The 23189-nt window shown below is 43.9% G+C and carries 22 protein-coding genes and 1 other RNA gene; 10 read left to right on the plus strand and 13 right to left on the minus strand.

Going from position 1 to position 23189, the window contains the following annotated elements; translation table 11 throughout:
- The first annotated feature begins 134 nt into the window (after positions 1–134).
- The 3 genes from AC3CIC_RS03030 to AC3CIC_RS03040 are packed head-to-tail and all read left to right on the plus strand — an operon-like array spanning position 135 to position 3551.
- Positions 135–683, plus strand: coding sequence for a hypothetical protein (locus tag AC3CIC_RS03030; protein ID WP_488515323.1), 549 nt, complete (start codon positions 135–137; stop codon positions 681–683).
- On the plus strand, positions 673–1386 hold the full coding sequence (locus AC3CIC_RS03035) for a hypothetical protein (RefSeq protein WP_488515324.1): 714 nt from the start codon (positions 673–675) through the stop codon (positions 1384–1386). Before AC3CIC_RS03030 ends, AC3CIC_RS03035 begins: the two co-directional genes overlap by 11 nt.
- Positions 1386–3551, plus strand: a complete 2166-nt coding sequence (locus tag AC3CIC_RS03040; protein WP_488515325.1) for a ParB N-terminal domain-containing protein — start codon at positions 1386–1388, stop codon at positions 3549–3551. The genes AC3CIC_RS03035 and AC3CIC_RS03040 overlap by 1 nt, the downstream gene beginning before the upstream one ends.
- 53 nt (positions 3552–3604) lie before the next feature.
- On the opposite strand, the gene dndE is transcribed toward AC3CIC_RS03040, so the two are convergent.
- From dndE to dndB, 5 genes are read right to left on the minus strand one after another with little or no spacing between them, the layout of a single operon-like run.
- Positions 3605–3859, minus strand: coding sequence for a DNA sulfur modification protein DndE (gene dndE, locus AC3CIC_RS03045; protein WP_488515326.1), 255 nt, complete (start codon positions 3857–3859; stop codon positions 3605–3607).
- Positions 3859–3966, minus strand: coding sequence for a DndE family protein (locus AC3CIC_RS03050; protein ID WP_488515327.1), 108 nt, complete (start codon positions 3964–3966; stop codon positions 3859–3861). Before AC3CIC_RS03050 ends, dndE begins: the two co-directional genes overlap by 1 nt.
- Positions 3963–5936, minus strand: a complete 1974-nt coding sequence (dndD, locus tag AC3CIC_RS03055; protein WP_488515328.1) for a DNA sulfur modification protein DndD — start codon at positions 5934–5936, stop codon at positions 3963–3965. The genes AC3CIC_RS03050 and dndD overlap by 4 nt, the downstream gene beginning before the upstream one ends.
- Complete coding sequence (dndC, locus tag AC3CIC_RS03060; RefSeq protein ID WP_488515329.1) at positions 5933–7894, minus strand: DNA phosphorothioation system sulfurtransferase DndC; 1962 nt, start codon at positions 7892–7894, stop codon at positions 5933–5935. The genes dndD and dndC overlap by 4 nt, the downstream gene beginning before the upstream one ends.
- A gap of 21 nt (positions 7895–7915) precedes the next feature.
- Positions 7916–9010 (minus strand): DNA sulfur modification protein DndB, encoded by a 1095-nt coding sequence (dndB, locus tag AC3CIC_RS03065; protein ID WP_488515330.1) that lies wholly within the window; start codon positions 9008–9010, stop codon positions 7916–7918.
- A gap of 113 nt (positions 9011–9123) precedes the next feature.
- On the opposite strand from dndB, the gene dndA reads away from it, so the two are divergent.
- Together dndA and AC3CIC_RS03075 are read left to right on the plus strand one after the other, a co-directional pair.
- A complete protein-coding gene (gene dndA / locus AC3CIC_RS03070; protein ID WP_488515331.1) occupies positions 9124–10248 on the plus strand; it encodes a cysteine desulfurase DndA in 1125 nt (374 codons plus the stop codon).
- A complete protein-coding gene (locus AC3CIC_RS03075) occupies positions 10245–11069 on the plus strand; it encodes a restriction endonuclease (RefSeq protein ID WP_488515332.1) in 825 nt (274 codons plus the stop codon). The genes dndA and AC3CIC_RS03075 overlap by 4 nt, the downstream gene beginning before the upstream one ends.
- On the opposite strand, the gene AC3CIC_RS03080 is transcribed toward AC3CIC_RS03075, so the two are convergent.
- Together AC3CIC_RS03080 and AC3CIC_RS03085 are read right to left on the minus strand one after the other, a co-directional pair.
- Entirely contained in the window at positions 11042–13096 is a 2055-nt protein-coding gene (locus AC3CIC_RS03080; RefSeq protein ID WP_488515333.1) for a DNA phosphorothioation-associated putative methyltransferase, read from the minus strand. The two genes, AC3CIC_RS03075 and AC3CIC_RS03080, sit on opposite strands and share 28 nt — an antisense overlap.
- 12 nt (positions 13097–13108) lie before the next feature.
- The gene (locus tag AC3CIC_RS03085; RefSeq protein ID WP_488515334.1) at positions 13109–13639 is read right to left on the minus strand and encodes a hypothetical protein; all 531 of its coding nucleotides are present in this window, start codon (positions 13637–13639) and stop codon (positions 13109–13111) included.
- A 74-nt stretch (positions 13640–13713) separates the two neighbouring features.
- Between AC3CIC_RS03085 and AC3CIC_RS03090 the strand changes: the two genes are divergently transcribed.
- Positions 13714–14628 (plus strand): YeeE/YedE thiosulfate transporter family protein, encoded by a 915-nt coding sequence (locus AC3CIC_RS03090; protein ID WP_488515335.1) that lies wholly within the window; start codon positions 13714–13716, stop codon positions 14626–14628.
- 52 nt (positions 14629–14680) lie between these two features.
- On the opposite strand, the gene AC3CIC_RS03095 is transcribed toward AC3CIC_RS03090, so the two are convergent.
- On the minus strand, positions 14681–14902 hold the full coding sequence (locus tag AC3CIC_RS03095; RefSeq protein ID WP_429740168.1) for a helix-turn-helix domain-containing protein: 222 nt from the start codon (positions 14900–14902) through the stop codon (positions 14681–14683).
- 328 nt (positions 14903–15230) lie between these two features.
- Between AC3CIC_RS03095 and AC3CIC_RS03100 the strand changes: the two genes are divergently transcribed.
- Together AC3CIC_RS03100 and AC3CIC_RS03105 are read left to right on the plus strand one after the other, a co-directional pair.
- A complete protein-coding gene (locus AC3CIC_RS03100) occupies positions 15231–15533 on the plus strand; it encodes a hypothetical protein (protein WP_488515336.1) in 303 nt (100 codons plus the stop codon).
- A 131-nt stretch (positions 15534–15664) separates the two neighbouring features.
- Complete coding sequence (locus AC3CIC_RS03105; protein WP_488515337.1) at positions 15665–16138, plus strand: hypothetical protein; 474 nt, start codon at positions 15665–15667, stop codon at positions 16136–16138.
- 98 nt (positions 16139–16236) lie between these two features.
- Here AC3CIC_RS03105 and AC3CIC_RS03110 read toward each other — a convergent pair whose 3' ends face one another.
- The 4 genes from AC3CIC_RS03110 to smpB all read right to left on the minus strand — a co-directional run bounded on the left by AC3CIC_RS03110 (position 16237) and on the right by smpB (position 18867).
- Positions 16237–16425: an AbrB/MazE/SpoVT family DNA-binding domain-containing protein gene (locus AC3CIC_RS03110; RefSeq protein WP_488515338.1), complete on the minus strand. Its 189-nt coding sequence runs from the start codon at positions 16423–16425 to the stop codon at positions 16237–16239.
- Between the two features lie 124 nt (positions 16426–16549).
- Positions 16550–17767 carry an integrase domain-containing protein gene (locus AC3CIC_RS03115; protein ID WP_488515339.1) on the minus strand — a complete coding sequence of 406 codons (1218 nt, stop codon included), beginning with the start codon at positions 17765–17767 and terminating at the stop codon, positions 16550–16552.
- 198 nt (positions 17768–17965) lie between these two features.
- Positions 17966–18332: a transfer-messenger RNA gene (gene ssrA, locus AC3CIC_RS03120) on the minus strand.
- Positions 18333–18381: 49 nt separating this feature from the next.
- Positions 18382–18867, minus strand: a complete 486-nt coding sequence (smpB, locus tag AC3CIC_RS03125) for an SsrA-binding protein SmpB (protein ID WP_017004654.1) — start codon at positions 18865–18867, stop codon at positions 18382–18384.
- A 192-nt stretch (positions 18868–19059) separates the two neighbouring features.
- Between smpB and AC3CIC_RS03130 the strand changes: the two genes are divergently transcribed.
- Positions 19060–19494 (plus strand): SRPBCC family protein, encoded by a 435-nt coding sequence (locus tag AC3CIC_RS03130; protein ID WP_488515340.1) that lies wholly within the window; start codon positions 19060–19062, stop codon positions 19492–19494.
- Positions 19484–19834 carry an RnfH family protein gene (locus AC3CIC_RS03135; protein WP_488515341.1) on the plus strand — a complete coding sequence of 117 codons (351 nt, stop codon included), beginning with the start codon at positions 19484–19486 and terminating at the stop codon, positions 19832–19834. Before AC3CIC_RS03130 ends, AC3CIC_RS03135 begins: the two co-directional genes overlap by 11 nt.
- Positions 19835–19919: 85 nt before the next feature.
- On the opposite strand, the gene AC3CIC_RS03140 is transcribed toward AC3CIC_RS03135, so the two are convergent.
- Complete coding sequence (locus AC3CIC_RS03140; RefSeq protein ID WP_488515342.1) at positions 19920–22976, minus strand: M66 family metalloprotease; 3057 nt, start codon at positions 22974–22976, stop codon at positions 19920–19922.
- Positions 22977–23189 lie beyond the last annotated feature (213 nt).

Genomic DNA, 23189 nt, shown 5'->3' on the forward strand with positions numbered 1-23189 from the left:
TGGTAAGTTATTATGAGCAAGAGTGATGTTTTTATTTTTAGCGTTGTTTTTATCGTCATAGTTGCAGTTTCAACAGTGCTTGGGATTTACATTTTCCACTTTGGTGAGTATGAAATATCTAATAACCCGGAGAAGTGGGGACCTTTGGTGACTTCTTTGGTGGAGTTCTTAACCCAATACTTGCTTTCTTTTCATTTGTAGCACTTTTATACACAATTCAAATTCAGCAAAAAGAACTAGCGTTGACAAGAATTGAGTTGAGCAACAGTGTTTCTGCTCAAGAGAAAACAGCTGATTTTGCAAGGTGCCAGAATGAAATATCTGAAAGGCAAATTATTGAGCTGGAAAAAAGCGAAAAGAAAAATGATATATATAAAATAATAAGCACGATAGATAAAAAAGTAGTAACACTTTTAAATAGTGAAGTTAAGTCATATAAAACTAGAGGATCGATTGAACTCAAAAGGGTTTTTATAACAATAAATCTTACTGATGCGAGTGAAAAGGCTAGTGTAATTAAATTCTGTGGTGATGAGATTCGCACTTTAAGCTTAGAGTTAAATGCACTTTTCTTGCTTGTCGATGAATTTTCAAGTATATCAGGTCATCAGTACTTAAAAAGATACTATGAGAATATTTATGGCGATATGTTTTCGATTTGCCGGAAGTTAAATGATGATTGATGGCTATATTAATACTTTATTTAAAAAATATAAAATTGACGAGCTTCATAGGGTGACTGACGAGCCAGGGATATATTGCTGGTTCGGTTCTTTGAAAATAGAACGTGTAGACTGGTCGAGAGATGGAGAAGACTTCGTTGGTTTAGTTACATCAATATTTGATTTGTATAGACCTAGTAATCTTATTGCCGAAGTAAATAGTAACTTCGGTTTGAAGTGGAATAGTAAGTTAGAGGAAAAAAGCCTCATATCTTGGCGTGATGCAGTGACTCAAAAAATTACTAATGATGAATCTATTAGTGACTCTCAGGATGTTGATGTTGTTTTATCTAGTGAAGGTAATAGGAATGTTATCTCAGAGTTTCTTAATGTAAGCCAAGAGGTAATGAGCTCGCCTCTTTACATAGGAAAAGCATACAGTCTAAAAAAACGCCTCTTAGAGCATAAATCTCAAATTGACTCACTATTTGAAGTATCTCCAAAGGAAAAAGATAAATTCTACTTTGAAGGAGAGACCTTTGCAGAGCGGGTGTATGGCGCAGGATTTTCAGCAGAGGAGTTGATTGTTTATACTTTGGATATTAAATCAATTTGTAAACACTTTGAGGTTAATCAGCCCAATAGCGAGGATGCAAAGAAAATTGTTCTTTTTATCGAGTATATGCTAAATAGAATGTATAGACCAATTTTAGGAAAAATATAATGGACGATTTAATTTTTGATGATATAGAAGATGAAGTGATTAATTGGGAGCATGAAATCACAGGAACAAAAGGTCAATTTTGGAGTGCTGCAGGCACAGTTGACTATATACTGACAAATGCTCGACTGTCACTTGAGGAAAATGAGTCTTCAGAAAGATTGACTAGACAGCTATTCCCGGTGAGAGAGCTCTTAGATTTTAGTAAAATGGATTTTGATCAATTACTGCAACGAGACTTGGATGATCATAGGGTTGCAACTGAACTTATTCCATATTTATTAGAAAATGCACATAAAGGTTTGTCATTTTTCCCTCCAATCGTAGCTGCTATTCTTCCATTTAGAAAGACGTTACCTCGCTCAAAATTTGATGATGAAACTGAAATAGCACTTGAAAAGCATGGTGGCGCATATTGGAAAGGATATAAGAGCGGTAAGGCATATAAATATCAAGATCTAGCAACATCTAAAGGAGAAAAAGGCTCGCTACCTTTGTCAAGATTAAGTTGGAATGAGGGGGGAGCTAGATTAGTTGTATTGGATGGGCAACATAGAGCAATGGCTATGTTAGCAATTGCTAGAACTATTACTGATTCATGGAAAGAAAGCGGTGAAAAATATAAGTACTTTTATGAGAATAGAGTGAATGAAATAATAAAAAGTCTTGGTGGGGATAAATGGCTGGATGAAAATATATCAAAAATAGAATTTCCAGTCTGTGTTTTGAAGTTTGCTAATGGTTCAAGCTTGATTGATCAACATGATAGTGCAAGAAAACTATTTGTTGACGTAAACCAAAATGCTAGGAGACCATCAGAGAGTCGTATTATACTTTTATCTGATAACGATCTCCTTAATATATTTACCCGTAAAACACTTAACAAAATAAGAACTGAGAACTGTAGCTTTCCAATTTATGGTATTGAATATGACTATCCTGGGTCTAGTAAAAAGCAACAGTCATCAAGGCCGATAAAGTGGAGTGCTATTGCAAATATTGAAATGCTGCGGGATGCAGTACTTAGAACAGTTTTTGGACCTACTAAATTTGTTGATGATGTTAATATAAAAATATCAGGGAAACCAAACTGGACAGATAAAAATAGGTATATGAGAGAAACTTTAGGACTTGCAGACTGGTTGCCTAGAGAAGTGGAGTATGAAGGTCAAATATTTGAAAGAAGTAAGATAAGAAAAGATTTCTTCCCCAAGAATCTGGCAGATGAATTTATTGAAAAATATATGGAGTGTTGGGGAGATGCCATAATTCTTGTTTTTGAAACATTTCTGCCTTTCAAAGCTCATTCAGCAGCTCTGACTAGTTTGCTTGAAAATTGGAGCACTGTAGAGGTCCATGCTTCCTTGGCAAAAGAGGCTATAAGCCAAGGCCAAGGCATGTATTGGACTCTTAAGGATAGTTATGATCACTGGAAGGAGTATGGCCAAAAAGAAATAGATGATACCTCAAGGGCATGGGAGGCTATTGGCGCTAAGAGAAATGATTTTGATAGACTTTTAGCTAAGGAGTATCTTGGAAGTGACTCACAATTAAATGTTGAAAATACAAAGAAATTTTACGAGCTATTCAACACATATGCCTCTTTTGTAGGTTTTTTCCTGGCATTGGCATCTGTAGCAAAAAGGCAAAATGTTGTCGGGAGCAGTGTTCCAAATTTAGTTGAATCTATTATTGTTTGTTTGAATGAATCATTGAACAAGAAAAGTGGGAAATTAAAAACATTTCTACTTAGAGATATAGATAATCCTTTAAATAGAATAAAAGGCATGGATAAGCCGGATGCAACGTATTTTCGCTATTTTTGGTTAGAGTTGCTTTATCTATCAAGAGATGATGAGTTAAGTTGTGACGTGGATTTTGATGTTGTTGAATATTTGATTTCCGAATCAAGAGTTGGGTATTATAACTATCTACTTAACTTAAATGAAAATTCTATAAAAGCAAATGTCACAAACTCTGACTGGAGTAAAAATAAAGATGAATACATTGAAAAGGCCTCTGAAAGCACGAAATCTCAGTTAAAAAGTTCTCTAAAAAAATGGTTTGGATACACTTATCCAGTTCTCGATAGTTGGTTTGATGCTTGTGTACTCACTCGTTCACCTGAACAGCAAGAGAATGAGTATTATCAAGATCTTGATGATTAAATCTCACTAGTTTTAGTGTAGCAGGCTCTATAAAATAGAGCCTGCTTTATAAATTAGCAAGATAGCAATTGTTCTATGCTTTTGCAGTTGCGTGTTAGATAAGAGATACCTCGATGAATATGAAGCTTGAAATGATAGTAGAGCTCATCTTCATCGACCTTGCCATGATCTAAATATATGCGTTGCTTAAGCATCGCAAGATAGATATCGGAAAATTCACCACCAAAAACCTTCCATGTCATTTCCACATTACTGTCAGTGACAATATCTTCATGTGGTGGAATGCTAGGCTCTTTGAGGGAAAGCATTAGGTCCACCGGCAAAGTACATTCCAGTTCTCGATTTTTGTATTACGTTTAATGGTGATGAGCTGGCTTTTTGCTTTCTCCGATAAACGGATGTTTTCAATGCTCATAGCTGACCTCCAAAATAACCTAATTCAATAGTTGAAGTACGCGAAGCATCGTCATAGAGGATATGGTATTCCTTAGCGATTGATGGCTTAAGTTTCTTGTAATACTGACCGTTAATCTCTTCGTCGGTGGAAAGTAAAATGACTTGTCCTGCTGCATTTGGAAAATAGTTTTCTACTAGTTTGGTTCTATGCTTTCCGTCTAAGCGTCCCATCGGAGTATCAATAATCGTTGGGATTTCTTTCTTCGACTTTTCTGCCAAAGCCCAAAGAATAGCAACTGAAAGTAATTGACGTTCACCTGCAGATAATCTTTTTGGATCAAGTGGTTTGCGATCTAGCCCAAACAGCGTCATATTAAACGTTGTTGGATTGATTTTCACATCAGAAACAAGCGCTTCTTTTCTTCCGAGCTGATCGAACTTCGCTTTAATCGCCCTTTCCAAACCTGAAATATTCTCTTTGACCAGACTTGCCTTAAACTCATCAACAATAGCTTTCATGTCAACAAGATGCTCTGCCACTTGCTGATTTCGTTGGTGCTCGAATTCCTCTGAGTTCTTCTGAATCAATGTAGCATCAAGCTTAGATTCATTCTCATGCAGTTGGTTTTTGCATTGAGCTCTATCTTCGAGAGCGGCTTTTAACTGATGAGTTTTTTGCTCGATAGATTGAGATAGCGAATCTTTTTCTTTGATTATGCTCTCAACCGATGCGTAATCGGGAATCGCTTCGAGTTTCTTCTCAATAATTGACAAGCTTTCAATAAGGTCTTTTTTTTCAGCAAGTAGGGTTCTCGCGTCTTCCTTTTCAGCTTCGATGGATGACGAAACAAGCTCAAAAACTGCAGGGTTGGAGTTAAGGAATACTTCACCCAAATCTTGTTCGCTCGCTTTTTGACGTCCTTCCATCTCGTTAAGCACGGTTTCCATCGTACCAACTAGATCTGAACTTTTCTCCCTAATCAAATCAAGTAACATCTCGTTGTGCTGAGATATATACTTTGCAGCACTTCTTCGCTCTTTTTGATCCTCTTCAAGTTTAGATTGCTTGTAAGTTGCTTCAAAGAGCTCTGATGCGAGAGAAAGTGGCAATGCACTAGCAGCAAGTTTTACTAGGTTGCTATCTATCGCCCCAATTCTTGCTTTGACAGAGCTCTCTTCGACTTGTAGTTCACTTAATGCTTCTAACAGATGAGCGCCTGAATTTTTGAATCTGAAATCCAAAATGGTTTGTTGGTCCTGAAGCTCTTCCTTTTCAGTGATCGTTTTTGCAATCAATGAATCTAAAGCTTTAAGGTTGCCCTCTAAAACCTCTTTGCGTGAAGTTAAGTCTTCTACTTTCTTGGAGGCTTCTCTATCCAAGTTTCTCTTTTGTCTATTTTGCCTTTGAGTGTTGAGGTCGACAGACAATTGACTAAAAAGATCCAATCCTAGCAGTGCTTCAATGCCGGTTTTAATAAGCTGGGCTGACCGCAAAGGGTCCGCGAGATCTTCAATTTTTTCACCATCAAAAAAGAATAACTCTGACATACTTTGTGGAATAAACTCCGAAACAAAATCATCCCAGTTCTCGGTGAGTAGTTTATCGAAATTACCATTTACGTTGACTGTTATTGAGTCTGCAATGTCTTTTATGCCATTTATTGCCCAAGAGCGCGTTATTTCATACTCATTGAGTTTGGTGACCTGCTGGTGCGTAAATGTAAGAGAGACAGAAGCCGTACCCTCTTCCGCATAGCGGTTCACTGCCTGTTTTAGATAGTCACTGTATGACAGCTTCCCTCGATTCGAACATCTGGCATGTTTACCGTACAGAGCTAGCTGTAAGGAATCAAGAAAGGTGGTTTTACCACCGCCATTCAAACCGCCAAATAGGATGACCGGTTTGTCATGCTCGCAAGCACTTAGATCAATAAAGTGCTCACCACGGTATATGCCGAAGTTATGGAGTTTTACTGCTTTAAAAATCATGAATTAATCTCCAGAACGTTTACTTGCTCTGGTTGGGTTAGTTTTGCATTTCGTTCGTCGTTTTCTCTGTCCTCATGCTCTTTTTTTGCTAGAAGAGCGACAGAAAAATCTATCTGTTTGATGTAGTAGTTATACAACTTTTTAAGACCATCAATGATATTCGGCGCGATCTCGCGACTCTCGGATGGTTGTCCAGTGTTGGTGAGTTGCGCGAGTAACTGCTTATATTTTTTTACTTTGTTTAGATCTTTCTTGACATCAAGTATCTGCAAATTACGCTCAATGTTGTCGATAAACTCTCGCGTTTCTCCAGCCTCTTCAAGGCGTTTTAACTTGATGGCATATTCGTTTTTGCTTCTTTCAAGGGCAAATCTGCGTGCTTCACTAATACTTGCAAAAGCCCCTTTTTCGATAGCTGATTCGAGATCATCTGAAATTTTAGCTCGGCGTAGCTGGTGCTTATATCTGTCTTCTATTGCAAGAAGCGAGCGAAGTTGTTGATACTTCAATCCGTCTTTGTCATCGAATTGTTCACAGAATATTTTTAACTTGCGCAGCATTTCATTGTTGATTACAGGGCTATAAGCACGCTTTGGACCAGGATATTTTTTACCCATGACTTCCTCAAAAATCACAGGCACGAAGTCTTCTACTTCGTTTTTATCTTCTACCCACAAACGGCGAATTTCTTCTAGATCTTCAAGCGTAAGCAGCTCTAAGTTGGCAACTTCGATTGGACCTGTTTCTTGAACATAAAGTTGAGCTTCTAGAATTTTTCTGAGCATGCGAACACGGAACTCTTGCTTATAAGGACCGCGAACAATATCTGCCGGCAAGTTTTCGTACTTGTAATCAGTGGTATCTTCGTACTGAGCAAGCAGCTCGAAAGGATCTTCGCTATCTTCAAGTTCCTTAGAGTCACTAAAGTCCTTCATGCTGATGTGAACGGTAAGACTACCGTTCATGCGTCGAAAATCGCGATTGCTCTTATCGCGAGCAATCTTGTTCTTCTTTTTATCTTCATTGGGATCGTTAATGTCAATTTCATTACGGAGCTCAAGAAGCGGAAGCATCCATTCTTTTTCATCGTCGTTGGCAATCATAGCCGCCATCGATTTGTCTTCGCCTACCATGGTGCAGACGTAGCAGCCAAAACGACTATCACCACAGCTTGGTGTCGATTTGTCGACGACCAGCGGGCACTCACCGCCTTCTGTAGCGCCTTGGTACATGCCTAATAAGTCGGCATTTCTGAAGCCCCAAGGATTCTTTTGGGACGTGAGATACGCCCAAACATCATCGTTTGTCCAATCTTCGACAGGCGTGTAAACCCATACACGGTCAAGTTGTGTATTAACATTTAGTCCGTCATTCTTACGGGTATTGTCAGTGCGCTTCTCAATGTTCTCCATACTCGCAGTGCGTACGGAGCTTTCATGCTTACGAGTGCCGAGAACCAGTATCGCTTCGCCGTTTTTCTTAACGACATCCTGGATAAAGCTGTTCGAAGGGCTGATCTTTAGTCGATCAGTGCACCAACGAAATTTGTATCTAGGTGCTGGGTAACCTCTACCCACCAAGTTGACCCAGAAGCGGTCGGTGACTTTCGGGGTCAATCTATGAGGTTGAATCGGCAATGATTGCTCTTCAACGGCTATACGCATTTGGTTGAGAGATCGTTCTACCCAAAGGGCCACAATTGGATTTTCTACCAGCGTATCAGTGCTGATGACATGAACTGGCTTGTGGGCATTTCCCTCAGCATTCAGCTCGCTGATTGCGGTCCACACTAGCTGTAAAATCGCTGTTGAGTCTTTACCTCCGCTATAGCCGATAACCCAAGGAATATCGTCTTTCAGATAGAGGTTTTTCGTACGTTCAACTAGATTTTGAACCGTCTGCTTTAGACCAAGTTCGTTGAATGCAGAGTAAGTAGGTGTATGTGTTTGTACTGTCATAATATTCGTTGAGCCTAATAGTTACTTGCTCTGTTTCGCCTGTTTGAATTTTTTCTCTTCAGCTTTTTCTTTCTCGCTGAGAGGAACATTTAAATAGTGCTTGATGCGATTGGCCGTTAATTTAGTCGCTACAGAAGAGTTGCGCATGGCACCATTGACAACGCAGCGGCCTTCCCAATCTTTTTTATTGGCTCGAGACCAATCAATATCTCCGAGCAATGTTGTTGTCTTCTTCCAGTCTGGATCGTTTTTCAGAAGCCAATTGCCGACGATTCCAAGTGCTTGAAAAGTTACGGAGTACGCGTGGATTGAGTCCTCTCGCACCTCTCCCCCCGACACCTGTTCCCGATATACTAGATGCCAAGCAGGAATCACTTTCACCAAGTGTTCCCAAAATTCTCTCGCAGCAGGGATTTGGTCCTGGAACGTCTTTTCATTAATGACATCAAAAAGCTCTCTCGTTGCTTTGTTCAACGCGCTATGGCTGACGAGTTTTTTAGAGCGGGCACCTAAATTGCTCTTTTCCATATGTATTAATTTCGAAAGCACTGGGCTGTCAAAAACCACACTTTTAGAAAGCAACGCATCTGGCTCATCGTCGTAAGTGAGACTGAGAGAACTGTCTGTTTTGACAGGATAAAGATTGAGGTCTTTGAATATCTTTTGCCTCTCTGGCAGAGTTTTACCTACAAAGAACACAACAGAAATACTTTCATCACCAAGCGACGGATCTTGCTTTAGGGCTTCAAGAATCGCTGCGTTTCGATGTTGACCATCAGTGATATAGACCTCGGCGTCGTCATCGATAGTGAGTGTACCAATGCGTTGTTGGTGTTTGCCGTCTCCGATTGGCGTAAAATCACTTTCACCATCAATACATGCTGTCAACGCAGAGAAGACATAGCTGTCTCTGTTTGAGAGAATGTAGTTGCTGATTTCAGGTATACGCTCTGGGTTCAGAATGCGCTGAGCCCGCTCATTAACAGGTAATGTGCTCTCATCGAAGGTGAATATTCTTCTGAGGCGCTTGAGAGGACACATAACGGTGTAAAACTCAGTGTCAGCTTGAATGCCTTTTATTGCCGGAAACGAAGTTCCTGAAATTAGCTTTGCCATATCCAAACGTAACTTTATGTATTTACGAACAAGTGATTTTGTTCGTACGAACAGGTTGTGTACTATACGTCAGTGAAAGCAAAAAGTCTCCCTTTAGATATAGGAAATCACCAGTGACTGCTTATTTAGATTGCAATGCAACGACACCAGTAGCACCTGAAGTTGCAGAATTAGTTAGCAAGTACATGCTAGAAGAATTTGGTAACGCAGGAAGTCGAACTCATGAGTTTGGCGTGCGGGCAAAGCAAGCCATTGAATCGGCAAGAAAGCAAGTTGCGGTAGTATTGGATGCGGATCCGACAGAGGTTGTATTCACTAGTGGGGCTACAGAGAGCAACAACATCGCCATTTTGGGAATGCGTGAGCACGCAATGTGTTCTGGCAAAAAACACTTCATCACTACCTGTATCGAACATAAGGCTGTTCTGGAGCCTTTTGAACAGTTAGAAAAAGAAGGCTTTGACGTTACTTACCTTGAAGTGACAAGCCAAGGAATTGTATCTCCCGATTCTCTTCGTGAAGCGTTGCGACCAGACACATGCTTGGTTTCAATCATGCACGTTAATAACGAAACGGGTTGTATACAGGATGTTAGAGGATTTTGTGAAGTTCTGGAAGAACACGATGCCTACTTTCACGTTGATGCGGCCCAAAGCTTCGGTAAATATAGTGATGATTTAAAAAACAAGCGTATCGACTTGGTTAGTGTTAGTGGTCATAAGGTTTATGCGCCTAAAGGGGTCGGTGCGCTAATTTGTCGGCGACGCGGTTTCAGAAAGACACCTTTAAAGCCAATCATGTTTGGTGGTGACCAGGAGAAAGGGTTGCGCCCGGGAACGCTCCCAGTCGCATTGATTGCGGGACTAGGTGAAGCCTCAAGGTTAGCAAACCAATATTCACTGGATTGGGCTAAGCATTGTTTGTTACTTAAGGAACAAGCGCTTGATGCGCTAAGTGAACTCAATGTGGTTGTCAACGGTGCGAATACTGCCCCTCATGTGATTAACTTTTCTATTCCTGAACTTAACTCAGAAACAGCAATGTTAGCGTTAAAGGGGATTGCGGCAGTGTCTAATGGCTCTGCATGTACGTCAAATAGCTATACACCAAGTCATGTGCTTACTGCGATGCAGCTTGACGAAGAAGTTATTGATAATGCGATCAGGATGTCTTGGTGTTATATGACTAAAGAGTTACCATTGCAGGAAATACTAGACAAGTTAAAGCAATATCTGTGACAACTCATACTATTTCTAGCGCTGCAATTGAAGCATTAAATCGACTTGGTGGTCGAGACTCTCTTGAGAAAATCATGAATGTCATTGTGACCGAAGATCTCTATACCTTTGGTGCAAAGACACCACTGAGTGTTCTTCGCGTAACGTTGGGACGGCATTGCGTCAACAAGTCCATGAGCAACATGCATAAAGAGCGCTATTTTGTTGCCCATCCGGATGGGACATACGAACTTTACGACTCTCAAAGATATCCTTCGGGCGATCTGAACCTGAATGATAGTAAAAGCAATCTCATCAAGGAAGAGATGGTCGTTATTGATCTAATTGAACGCATAAAAGATTTGGCTGCTGAACAGAGAGAGCGAGTTAAGTTCGAAATACTTGCTTCTCTGCGCCAACTGAGTCCGGCTAAGTTTGAAGAGTTCAGTAAGATCTTCCTAAATCGTTATGGCTTTACCAAAATGTCGGTAACCAGTCTTAGTCGTGATGGAGGGATTGATGTTAAAGGACTTTTGAAAATTGGTTTGGCAGAGATGCGTGTTGCAGCCCAATGTAAACGCTATGCAGAAGGCAATAAAGTAGGTCGACCTGATGTGTCTCAATTCCGAGGGGATATTACAGGTGACTTTGAACAGGGTATTTTCATAACGACCAGTAGTTTTACAAGAGAAGCCCAAGATATTTCTTTCAAACCAGGTTGTGTTCCAATCATTCTGATCGATGGTGAGCAACTTGCTGATATTATGATAGATAAAGGCATTGGTGTTCAGCGTCAATCTATTGATATTTATGACTACGAATCTGATTTGTTATTTGAGTAGTTGGGTTGCTTCATGGGGGTTAATCTATACCCTGCTATCATTTTCCCTTCTTCAAACAGCCCACGCTCAAATGTGGCCCGCCCCATCAATGCCTCACTTTGATGAGAAACCCCCAATAGTGTCGCCAAGCGTTTATCAAAAGCGCGTTGCTTGCTTTGTTGTTCAACGTCTTCGCCTAGTAGTAGGCCTTTGTTGAGAAGAGGCGGGCGTTTGCTTTCAACAACATAATCAAAAAAGTCGATGTCTTGCTCGGCCATCTTGATCTTTACTCGCTCGACGAGAAATGGAACGGCGCTGTTGTCAAAGTCGTCATAGGTAGCCAAGGTGAGTTTTCCAGATTGAATGTGCACTTTAATCACATCGACATTGTCGATATCACCATACATTTGGAGGCCTGCGTCCACGTACACGCGGAGTATTTGCGGTAACTGGCCTAAATAACGTTGGTGAAACAGCAGTGAATGGCCGTCGTTCAGTATGCTCGCTGGAAGAGTTTGGTGTGCGTCAATACAAGCTTGTTCTATGGCTGTGGTATCAGCAATGGAATACAGTAAGTCCTGCGCGAGTGTTAAGGCTGTGTTGTAGTCACCAAAGAAGGCTTTGATATCTCGCTTCAACCGCTCTGGTTGTTGTGTGTAAGGGCGCCGCTTTTCGAACAGTCCCATTGCAAAGTAAAGCAATAGGTCTTCTTTTCTCTGCACTTCCGCTAGCTCGAACGCCTCTTCACCGTGATATTCACATAGCAGCCTATGGATTTTCTTATGCGATCCAAGAAGCTCCCTAATGGCGTCTGAGTGTTCGAACTCATCAATTGCGGGGACGCGTCCGAGCGCTAAGCTTGTGACCCAAAAGGCATCAAAAAGCATGGCGTTTTGAGTGATAACGAGAGTGGCCTTTTCTTTTTGTGTGGGTGTTTTTGGGGCGGTGATTTGCTTCCAGCCATGATGTCGGCGATAGCGGTTTTGCAGGTATGCTTGCTCTTCTAGCTTGTCTTTAAACACGTAAAAGATGCCAGGCGCGACAGTAATGGCTTGTTCATCCAGGCTTCGTTCAATATGGGCTTTTATCTCGCTTTGTTGGTAGTACTTTTGGAAAGTGTTGCGTGAGGTGATCACGCCATCTTTGTAGGGCGTAAATTGGGCGATGAATTGCTCTGTCCCTAACATGACGCTGATAACTAGTAGTTTGTCTGTGAGCTCCCAAGCGTTGAGGAGCGCATCGAGCCTTTCGTCCCTGTCTTCAATCACATTAAGTACAAAGCCAAGATTGACGATGTCTGAATGGCTTTTTTCTCCGTCTGGGTAGTGGTTTGGATCCCATCCGAGTACATCAATGCCATGGGCAAGGAGCTCTCGCATGTCGTCACCTCGGCCGCATCCGTAATCAAAAACGGAATAGTCACCATTGAGGTAGCCGCTTTTGGCGAGAGCTTTCATGGGGGAAGAAAGTGCATGCCGGACAATCGCGGTTTTGTGTCTGTCTATCTGATGCTCATCGCTATCGGCCAGCATTGCCGTTCTAAACAAGCGACCATCCACCAGCTCGTAACCGTGCTGGGCGATGAGGTTTAACCAAGATTGCTTAAAACCAATTAATCGTGAATTCTCGTAAAGTCCTGCGTTTTCTCCTTCCTGTGTTACCTGCTGAAAATCCGCATATGAAGGGCTGTCCGGTAAAATCATCAGCTCTTTACGATGCAGTATCGGCGGATTATCGCTGTCTTCATAAGAGGTAATACGATGCATCAGTTTGGACAAGTCGACGGTGACGCTTTGTTTTAGGCTGGGATAGGCCTCGGTGTAGAAAGTAGGGTAGTTAAGCAGTGACAGGCGAAAATCGTTTTTACTGAGTTTGACGATATGCCAGTTATCTTCGGAAATTTTCAGGGCCTTGGCAACGTTATAAATGAACTCGGCCAGTGCAGATGGAAGAGCGTTAAAGGCGTCTTTGTGGAGGTAGATGGCATCGGGAAGGTGTTTTCCTGTAGAGGCTTCTGCCACCAACTTTTGAAACTGCGCACTGTCCATGTTTCATCCTCGCTATTCAAACAATCTGAGGCTATCTATGCTTGTTGCTCGCTTTGTTGGCACTGCATGCCCTTGGTTGCTTGGTTTCATTATCTGTACAAATCGACTGTTGTCTGGGCCAATGCTCACATGAATAGGCCTGTCTTTGCCATAGAAGTAGAGTCTATCGAAAGGTAGCTGGGTAATGATGAATTGAGCAATGATGTCCATCCGTTTTTCAAACCCCATCACCAGAAAATCACAAGCTGCACCTTGTCGTTTGCAAATGAGTTTTCCGTTGGCATTGAGCTCTGAAGCTGCGTGTTGGTCAAGAGCGGGGGCCATTTGACCTGGGCTATGGCGTAGCAGATGGTTTTTAAGCGTATTGGAGGTAAAGCCGTAGGTGATGGAGACTGAGCCATGTTGGAGTTCGATGGGACCCAGAATATCTGTATCAAGCATGTTTAGGGCGTCGATACTGTCGAAGTGAAGTGGCTGGTTCTCTAAATGCACTGGAGTGTCTGGATGCATATACCTAAACCAATCAATCAGTTGTCTCCGCATAGCAACTCCTTCGAGGTCTGTATTTGTCTATAGTAAACAGAATGGATTTCTTTGGATACTGACATGGAGATGGAATGCTTTTTATTCTGACTATGGTGTGCATTTTTTCGATTGGCTACCTTTCTCAATCAACAGGGCTTTGCATGGTAAGAGGGGTTAAGCAAGCGAAATCGGGAAACCCCTTTTTCTTATTAGCCATTGTTACAAGTGGTACTTTCGCTTGGATACTTATGGCCAGTGGGCACTATTTCGTCGCTATGGAGCCTCAACGTGGTTTATACCCAAGCACTTTCTCATTTGTAGGCGGGTTGCTCTTTGGTCTTGGTGCAGCTGCAAACGGGGGATGCGGCGTATCGACGGTAAGCCGTTTTGCTCGTGGCGAATTACCGATGGTCATGACTATTTTGGGATGGGTAGTTGCTTGGTTAGCCCTTGAACCTTTAATTCCTCAAGCGACGGCTCCTGAGTCAATCCACCTAAGTGGGCCGATACGCTATGGTACTTTGACGGCATTATCTTTGGTTGTTCTGTGTTGTCTTTTCTTTGTTAGGCCAGAGCGTCGGAAGTTGTGGCTCTCTATTCTTGGAATCGGGCTATTGGGTGGTTTGGTTTTTCTGTATGAACCTCATTGGACACCAAGTGGATTGTTGCGCTCGATGAGTCTTTCGATCTGGCATGGTGATACTGAAAAATGGCCTGAATCTACAAGATTTATGCTGGTGGCTATTTTAATTTTGGGTATGTTTGTTGCCGCAAAGCTAACGGGGTCGTTTCTTTTGCGCGGCATGGCATTTCAAAGCGCAGCTAAGCATTTTGCTGCAGGATGTTTGATGGGGGTTGGCGCAGTGATGGCGAAAGGCGGGAATGATTCTCAACTATTGGTGGCGATGCCTTCATTGTCTTTGAATGGTTTTGCTGCGGTAGCGAGTATGGTGGTTGGTATTTTTGTTGGTTTGTATGTTCTCGCGCTGGCTGGCAAAGATAAGTGAATACCAGCCAGCTACCCAGCCATCGCTGGCTGATATTTGTGGCAGATATTATCTAGGCTTTTTCGTAAGCCACTAAATCATGCAACTCACACTCAAAGTATTCACACAATGCGTTAAGCGTTTTCGTTGTCGTTGAGTAGTCGTCATTTCGGACCATCTTACTGATAGCCGCTCGTTGCACGCCGATAGCTCTAGCTACCTCTGCGGCAGTGATTTTCCTTCCCTCTTTTAGGGACTTACGTTCAATTTGTTCTTGGACTTTGAATCTAATCATTTTTATTTTTGGATGTATATGAACATCGGTTGAATCATATACAGACAGAATCTCATCGAATGGATTTTTCAATCCTATCAAGTAACTAAGAAAACATCTTGGAAAAGAGCGTAACTCTTCGGTTATCTCTCGTTTAATCACGTTACGATCACATAAAGGATCTTATAAAGATACATTGTGGACAACTTGGTATCCCTGAAAGATACGAGAAGTATCTTTAAAAGATTCAATTCGTATCTTTACAGGATTCAAATTGGAGTCTAGGGTTTATCGTGTGTCTTATGTAGATACGAATGCTGTACAAAGCCACTAAATGGGAGACAGTGATATGGGAGTTTCAACCAAGCTAATGTTGGAAGAGTTGGTCAAGTCGATGCTGGAGATGCAAGAGCGTGATGATTTTGACATGTCACGATGGATTTCGGCTGGATTCAGTATGAAAGACATATTTCAGCTGTATATGGTGAGCTGCTATATTCAATTGCATCCTCAAGCGACGGTAAGCCAGCTGGTTGATCTTGGTCTGTCCGAGTCTAGGCAATATGCGTTGTTTGGTTGTTTGAGCAAATTGAAAAAAGCGTCGGGGATTGAGCCTGTGCATCATACCGATAGCAATGTCGTGCATCTTTGATATTGCAGTCGGCTACATGGGTGGTCAGTTTTACTTCGGCGATAACTTCGAAAAGTGGGTCAAATTTAAACTGGCGTTGACAATATGTGGTACCGTCAGAATTACTCCAATAAATAAAAAACATTAAAATCATGAATATAGATGACAGTTTGGAGCATTTTACTGAGCAGTGTTTAAGAGCTGTGGGGTTAGGACTTGTCTTTAGGCGTGTTATTAAACATGATGCGAACTTTGATGTTGGAGGCTTTGTGAGATTTATAGTGAAGCCAATGGGAGATGAGTTTGATTTTGTATGCAAACATGTGGAGCTATCTAGTTTAAATTCCGAGCAGGATGCTGCAATCGAATTCAGAGAAATGCAGGCGTTGCTTCACTTGTGCGGGGATAAGCGACGTCCATTACTAATTGTTCAAAACACCGAGCTTTTGCTAAGGCCACACCTTTACCTGTTTCACACGCAAATCCGAAATCTTTTGGATTGCTTTGATACAACAGCAGTGCTCTTCCTATCAGGCGATAAAGAAAGCATCTATAAACTGTATTCAGATAGCACCATGCCTTTTTACTTTAGTGCCACAATCCTCGAGCTAACAAATGTAAAATAGAAGGAGTGATCCTAAAATATATCATTAAATTCAATTACTTTGACTCACTTTGCATTATGTGGCCAAGCATCCTCACTGACTTTAGAGCTTGGAGATAGCTAATCACCCAAAGCTTCAACATACAAGTGGTCAACTGATGTGTGTTTTTTCGATAACGTATACGAGCCATCATCGTTCTTGTCCCATTCCAACTCGTCGCCTTCTTGCCAGCCTAATTCTTCAAGCAGCTCGTTTGGTATTTCAAAGAAACGTTCACCTGCATTATCAGTTTTAACTGGTACTCTCATAGTTTCTCCGATGCCATGGTATTGAACCACTTTGAAATTTTGCAGTTATTCCGTGGGAATAGTGGTCGAAACCTGCGGTAAGAAGAACACCAGTTTCGAGTTTGCGGTGTTCGCTCAACATCAATCAGTGTCTTCTCAAGCTCTTACTAAACGCATCATCGATGTAGTTACTCCACCAGGCCATAAGCTCTCTACGAAGTTCCAAATAGTGTGCTCTGTTATACGCGGAGCGTACTTCATTGTGGTCTTTGTGTGCCAAAGCGGATTCAATAAGGTCGGCATCGAAGGCTTTTGACTCATTGAGCGCAGTACTTGCGATGGAGCGAAGTCCGTGAGCGACAAGTAAATCTTTGTATCCCATACGCTTGATGGCCATGTTTGCTGTTTGGGAATTGGCTGGCTTTGTCGGATTTCCGTTTCCAGGGAAAATGTGAACACGGTGGCCAGAAATTGCTTTCATCTCTTCCAGTATCGCCAGTGTTTGTGGCGTCAGCGGCACAACATGCTCTCTTTTGGCTTTCATCCTGGAAGCTGGGATTGACCAAACTTGGGCATCTAGGTTGATTTCATCCCACCTGGCTTCCGCTGTTTCGCTGGGCCTAGTCATTGTGTGAAGTTGCCATTCAATCATACATCGGGTGACGTTGTTGATACTGGCTCTGGAGAGGGCGTTTAGAAAAGCGGGCAGTTCATCAGGCCTGATCGTGGCCATGTTTGTTTTTTGAGGCTTGATAAAAGCCGCTTTGATCCCACCAAGAGGATTCGCAAAAAGAATCCCTGTGTTAATGGCATAGATCATAATTTCATTGAGTCGCTGGCACAGTCGACGAACGGTTTCGAGATTACCTTTCTTGGCAATGGGGTTGAGTACAGCAATAGTTTGTTGTGCTGAGAGTTTGGTTATCGGGCAGTGCCCAAGCTTGGGGAAAACGTGTCGTTCGAGTGATCGCCAAACGTCTTCAGCATAGTCTTCGCTGATATCATTTTTCTTTACTTGAAACCAGGCCGCTGCCACTTTGCTGAGTGTGTTTTCTATGCTCTCTAAGACTCTTCGTTGCTCGTTATCAAGGTACTCTTGAGGGTCGATATTATCGAGCAACAGCGTGGCATATTCTTCGCGTTTTCTACGTGCGTTGGAAAGGGTGAGTGTTGGGTAAGGCCCTAAAGTGAGTTTTGTGCGTTTTTTGGTGTATGGGCGGCTGTAGACGAATATCCATACCTTTTTCCCGCTTGGGCGAACCGAAAGCTCCAGATTCCCACCATCATAGAGGATGTAAGGTTTATCTTTGGGTTTGGCGTGCCTGATCTCAGTGTCAGTCAGCGGGACTACCATGCGTGCCATACGTATCCTTTCAATTCATGACACCCACTTTAGGAATAACACCAAGAAAATGGCACCAAGAAATCTTGGTGTTATTTTTGGTGTAAGTTAGGTGTTATTTTATGAACGCTAATGGATAAGTATAGGCACAAAAAAGCCCGTAAGTCACTAGAACTTACGGGCTTTTTAAGCTTCATGAAGATTCATGAACCAATCGATTGGTGGAGCTGGCGGGAGTTGAACCCGCGTCCAAAATCAGTCTAACTAATGGCGCTACATGCTTAGTCTATCTTTATTCTCGGCACCACACTGCGAATAGACACGCTATGTAATGACATACCTAATTTAGTTTTAACGCTTTGGCTATTAGGTGTAAGCCTCCACGCGAGTCTGTTTGGGTTTGACTGCATCTTGATCCCCGTCCTACCGACAAAGGCTAGGGAGAGCAGGCTCTAGCAGGTTATTAAGCTGCTAGTGCGTAGTTTTCGTCGTTTGCGACTATTGTTTTGCGGCTTTTAACGAGGCAAACCGCCCCTCGGCATGCTCCACGAGCCTTCTTGATCCTGTCGAATCCTGAATCAGCCCCGGATTTTTTCTGACGCAGATGTTAGCATAAAGCCCTGCTGCGTCAATGATTATCTGGTTGAATGCTTCATGATACGCGCTTTATCGCGTTCCCAATCGCGATCTTTTGAAGAATCACGTTTGTCATGAAGTTTTTTACCTTTCGCCAGACCTACCTTAAGTTTAGCCCATGACTGTTTCCAGTACATAGATAAAGCAACAAGGGTGTAACCTTCACGGTTTACCTTGCCCATCAGTGTGTCTAGTTCACGACGTTTCAGCAATAATTTGCGGATACGCGTAGGGTCTGCCACTACATGCGTAGAAGCAACGTTAAGAGGAGTAATAGTGGCACCCGACATGTAAGCTTCGCCATCTTTGAAAAACACGTAGCTTTCCGCGATGTTGACCTTACCGGCTCGTAGGGCTTTCACTTCCCAACCTTGTAGCTCAAGCCCGACTTCAATGTCATCTTGAATGAAGTAGTCGTGGCGAGCTTGGCGGTTCTGCGCAATTGTATTGGCGCCCGCTTTATTCTTTGAATTTTTCTTTACCATAATGGCGGCATTATACGTAGTGGTAGTGACGGGCGATATAGTTTTTATGGGATTTTTGGATTCTCGCCAGTTTCGTTCACATAAAGGAGGGGTTGGATGGCTAAAACACAGCCTATCTTCTGCATTTTTAAGACGTTTGGGGATAAATACGCTCCGATGATATGATGTGACATCAGGCAATGAGGAGATGGTATGCCGCGAATTACACGTTCTGCACTTGTGCCGTTCAGTGCTGAACAAATGTTTAAGCTTGTTAATGATGTAGAAGCTTACCCTGCGTTTGTGCCGGGTTGCTCTGGATCTCGCGTGTTAGAAGAGACTGGCAGTGCGATGACAGCATCGGTGGATGTGGCTAAAGCGGGTATCCGTAAAACCTTCACGACTCGCAATGAGTTGGTGGAAGGGCAAGCGATTAAGATGGAGCTGGTCGACGGCCCGTTCCGTAAATTAGTCGGCGGGTGGCATTTTACGTCGCTGGATGCAGATGCATGCAAAATCGAGCTGAATCTGGATTTTGAATTTACCAATGGTTTGGTGGAAATGGCGTTTGGCCGGGTGTTTAACGAGTTAGCGGTCAACATGGTGACAGCGTTTACGCAAAGGGCGAGAGTCGTGTATGAGCGATGAAAAGCTGCTGCATATTGAAGTGATTTACGCGTTGCCCGACGTGCAGCGTGTGTTTAAGTCGATTGTGACACCTGATATGCATGTGGAAGACATTATTCGTCATTCTGGCATTTTGGATGCATACCCTGAGATTGATCTGAAACAGAACAAAGTGGGTGTGTTTAGCCGCTTGGTGAAGCTGGATGCGCTGGTCCACGATGGCGATCGCATTGAAATCTATCGTCCTTTGATGGCTGATCCCAAAGAGATCCGTCGCCGCCGTGCTGAACGTATGAAAGCGGAAGGCAAATCTGACCCAGTGACGGGCGGAAAGCTCAACCCGATGCGAAAAGGTGACTAGCGGATTTCAACTAACATTCGGTTAAAGAGAAAGATAAAGAAAAGCGGTGAACATGGTCACCGCTTTTTTGTTCCGCTTTCTCTATTTAGATGAACGAGTTCCAGGCATCTTGCCAAAACGGTGTTGTACCCGGCGCATAGCTAGGGTTTGAGCACCATCCGGAGTTTGGCCACGGCTTGCACTGATACAGTTTGTTGTCACTGCCTTTCACGATATCCCCTTCTTGATACGCTAAGCCCGGTTGATACGTTGGGTATTCACCTGGCGGTGGCGGTGTCACTTCTGGATCTGGATCAGGCGTGGGTTCTGGGGCGCCGCAACTGTTGTCGTCGGTTTGCTTCCAAACGCCCCATTCGCCCGTCGTGCCCGGCTCTTCACCGTTGGTCCACCAACCGGCTAACCATACGACATGGTTGTGTGAAACTTTGTCGCCGCCCACGTAAATGGTGTGTTTTCCCCAGTTGGCGATACAAGCCGCACTTGCTTCAACGGTTACCGTGCGAGTCACTGAAACCGTCTGGCCTTCGCTGTCAGTCACGCGATACGTCAGCACATAGCTGCCCGGCGTTTGGGGATCAACGTTGCCGAAAACCTCAATGTTGGCCGTCATGTCGCCATCTTCCGCATCAAACGCTGTAATCCTATCGAGTGCGTTAAACACGTCACCTTGTTGAAGCGTGATATCGCTAACGCCTGAAATCGTCGGTGCTTCGCCCAGCTCTGTGGTTACAATGCCCGCTTTCAATGCTGTTTGTGGCGCACTGATCGTTATGCTGGTGAGTAGCTGATTGTCACAGTAAACCTCGGCGCGATAAGGAGACAGCGCGCTTTCCACATTGATATGGAAGCGGTTCATCAGGCCTTCTTTGAAACGGCGGTTGTGCAGGTTGTAGGTCTTGGTGCCGCCTTTCTGTGTCAGTACGTCCAGCTGGCACGAGGAAGCGCTGAAGTTATCGACATACACTGCGCCATAAGCGCCGTGAAGGGCAGGGTAAAGGTAACTAGGTAGTGTGTTTTCTGGGTCGTAGTAACCGACAAGGGTGGTGACAGCAACACCTTGTTTCTCTGGTATGCGGGCTACGGTTTTATCAAGTATGTCATTCTCAACGGCGGTCCATTGGCCTGACGCGAAACGGAATGCGTGCTTGTTGCCATTGGACAGCAAAATGGAGGTATCGCCAATGTGGATGTGGGAGTTGTAGCCCGCACTGGAGCTAAATACCACGATTTTACCTTCAAAGGCGTTGTCAGCAGGCAGGTAGAAATCACGCGCCCAGTGTCCGTTACCGGTTTGAATGCGAACCGCGTTGACGGTCTCGAACAGTTCATGGAACTTGCGATTGTCTGGGCCAAACGCTGCGAGCTCATTGTTGCCGCTCACGCTAATCACAGAAAGGTTGAGATCATCGGAGAGGTTATTGCCCCAAGGCTGCATGGTTTGGGTTTCTTTGTCCCACTTACTGAAACCCGACGGTGAAGAAGGGTCAAAGTTAGCTTTGCTTTCCATAAAGCCCTGAAACACATTCAGTTCGTAAGGGGTGTGAAGTGTGTATTCGTTGCCATTCGGGTGCAATGGCCAACCACCGGCCATGGTTCCCCAGCCAAAGCTGTGACCTTCGAACGGTTCCGCGCATTGACCTTCATAGCACGATGAGCCGTTGTTTCGTCCTTTGCTGAGGTTGGGGAGGAAGGTGTTGCCGAACAGGTTCCAACCCCAAGTCGCATTGATGTTGGTTGAACGGTTATGTACTGAGCCAGCAAACCCACCCAGATAGTGCGCTGCTGCATGTGTGCCAGCGCCAAACTCGTGGCCGACTTCATGGCTGAATTCATTGCCCGTTGAGCTAACAACCGACGCCACTCCCGCGTAGGAACCCAGCATGCCGTGTGTGATGAGGCCATCGCTGTAATTGCCGATGGCGTTATTGACGGTAACTTGCGCAGCATGATAGGGCGCACTGATATTCCACACAGAACTGTTCATTACATCAGCACTGTTTACGCCGTAGTTGGCGCTGTTGATACCGGAAGATATCAGCTCGCGGGCAATACGGTAGTGGGAGTCACTGCCGTAAGCGTCGGCCTCGCTGGGGTCAACATCGACCAATAGGCGACCATCCGGCAACATGATTTCTTCAAGATGGATCGGTGCGTAAGGGTTGACGATAAGTTTGCTGATTTGGATTGACTGGAAATAGTCACGATGCAGTTTCTCATCGGTCATAAAACGGAACTCGCCACGCGGCTCAGTTAACAGACCCACGTCTACCGTGTTGATGATTAGTGTGGTATTTGCACCGATCTTAATGCTTTCCACGACACCTTCACGATCACCATTGCTGAACGTCAGGCTCAAGCCTGGCTCAATCACTTCGGCAGGCAGTACCGTTGTGTATGCTTTGTCGCTGTAGGCAAGCTTGCCATAATCAACATCAGATTGAGCGTACCAAAGCCCGCCCACATTGTTATAGGTGATGCGATTGCCCTGGCTGAGTGTGTCCACGCCGTGAGAGTATCTAATGGTGGAGTTGTAGCCAGCCTGTGAGGAGAAGGTCACGATCTTTCCATCAAGCTCTTGGCCTTCAGGCAGCATAAAGTCATAAGCAAAGTTGCCATTGCTTGTTGCGACTTCAAGCGTGCCATGTTGGGTTAGCAGTGCGTTAAATTCTGCTTGCCCCTGAGTGCCAGCGATAGCGCTAATGGCATGCTGTGAAGAGATACGGTGTGCGTAGCTCTCTGGCACGACAATGGTCGTGTTTATGTCAATTTGGCCTGTGGGTTTTGGCTGTGCCGAAGGCGGGAGCATGGTTGCTCGGTGTACTTCGGTGCCCTGGCGGTTTTTCACGACAACCGTGATCTCTTCGTCTTGGCGAGCTTCTTGCGTATGGGGTTCAAAAATCACCAGCGTTTTGCGCAAAGCGACAACGTGTGGCTGGCGATCACCTTCTATACCATGCACGGTCGGCATAATAACGCTTTGTGCCATGCTGACGCTGGCAGCAAGCGTGCCTTGAGTATCAGAAGGTAAGGCTTTTTGATTGAAGTAAACGGTTTGAGCGTTTGGTGGGCTAGCGAATGCGGCTGGGCTGCAAATTCCTGCGAGTAATGCCGTGATCAGGCATGCTAACTGTTTCTTTTTCATCTGCTTGTTATTGTTTTTAGTGAACGATGGGGCGGGAATATATAGATGGATTAGCGCGTGAGTGATGAGAACAGGCCGTTATTTGAAGCAGTCCCACAAATCTCAGTGCGGAATGGGCTGCGGGGGCAAATTAGCGCCAAATAACCGACAGAATTGTGAGGGGAGACGGCTTTTTGGCGATGCCTAAATAGGGGCGCAGACAGAAAGAAAAGC

The organism is Enterovibrio sp. QJM3NY_24, from assembly GCF_057786035.1.

What these genes read in the sequence shown, in the direction of transcription:
- smpB (WP_017004654.1), bottom strand. Translation starts at nt 18,867, where the DNA reads ATGGTAAAGAAAAATTCAAAGAATAAAGCGGGCGCCAATACAATTGCG.
- dndE (WP_488515326.1), bottom strand. Translation starts at nt 3,859, where the DNA reads ATGCTTTCCCTCAAAGAGCCTAGCATTCCACCACATGAAGATATTGTC.
- AC3CIC_RS03140 (WP_488515342.1), bottom strand. Translation starts at nt 22,976, where the DNA reads ATGAAAAAGAAACAGTTAGCATGCCTGATCACGGCATTACTCGCAGGA.
- AC3CIC_RS03040 (WP_488515325.1), top strand. Translation starts at nt 1,386, where the DNA reads ATGGACGATTTAATTTTTGATGATATAGAAGATGAAGTGATTAATTGG.
- AC3CIC_RS03095 (WP_429740168.1), bottom strand. Translation starts at nt 14,902, where the DNA reads ATGATTAGATTCAAAGTCCAAGAACAAATTGAACGTAAGTCCCTAAAA.
- AC3CIC_RS03035 (WP_488515324.1), top strand. Translation starts at nt 673, where the DNA reads ATGATGATTGATGGCTATATTAATACTTTATTTAAAAAATATAAAATT.
- AC3CIC_RS03105 (WP_488515337.1), top strand. Translation starts at nt 15,665, where the DNA reads ATGAATATAGATGACAGTTTGGAGCATTTTACTGAGCAGTGTTTAAGA.
- AC3CIC_RS03130 (WP_488515340.1), top strand. Translation starts at nt 19,060, where the DNA reads ATGCCGCGAATTACACGTTCTGCACTTGTGCCGTTCAGTGCTGAACAA.
- AC3CIC_RS03085 (WP_488515334.1), bottom strand. Translation starts at nt 13,639, where the DNA reads ATGCGGAGACAACTGATTGATTGGTTTAGGTATATGCATCCAGACACT.
- AC3CIC_RS03050 (WP_488515327.1), bottom strand. Translation starts at nt 3,966, where the DNA reads ATGAGCATTGAAAACATCCGTTTATCGGAGAAAGCAAAAAGCCAGCTC.
- dndD (WP_488515328.1), bottom strand. Translation starts at nt 5,936, where the DNA reads ATGATTTTTAAAGCAGTAAAACTCCATAACTTCGGCATATACCGTGGT.
- dndB (WP_488515330.1), bottom strand. Translation starts at nt 9,010, where the DNA reads ATGGCAAAGCTAATTTCAGGAACTTCGTTTCCGGCAATAAAAGGCATT.
- AC3CIC_RS03110 (WP_488515338.1), bottom strand. Translation starts at nt 16,425, where the DNA reads ATGAGAGTACCAGTTAAAACTGATAATGCAGGTGAACGTTTCTTTGAA.
- AC3CIC_RS03090 (WP_488515335.1), top strand. Translation starts at nt 13,714, where the DNA reads ATGCTTTTTATTCTGACTATGGTGTGCATTTTTTCGATTGGCTACCTT.
- AC3CIC_RS03135 (WP_488515341.1), top strand. Translation starts at nt 19,484, where the DNA reads ATGAGCGATGAAAAGCTGCTGCATATTGAAGTGATTTACGCGTTGCCC.
- AC3CIC_RS03115 (WP_488515339.1), bottom strand. Translation starts at nt 17,767, where the DNA reads ATGGCACGCATGGTAGTCCCGCTGACTGACACTGAGATCAGGCACGCC.
- AC3CIC_RS03100 (WP_488515336.1), top strand. Translation starts at nt 15,231, where the DNA reads ATGGGAGTTTCAACCAAGCTAATGTTGGAAGAGTTGGTCAAGTCGATG.
- AC3CIC_RS03080 (WP_488515333.1), bottom strand. Translation starts at nt 13,096, where the DNA reads ATGGACAGTGCGCAGTTTCAAAAGTTGGTGGCAGAAGCCTCTACAGGA.
- dndC (WP_488515329.1), bottom strand. Translation starts at nt 7,894, where the DNA reads ATGACAGTACAAACACATACACCTACTTACTCTGCATTCAACGAACTT.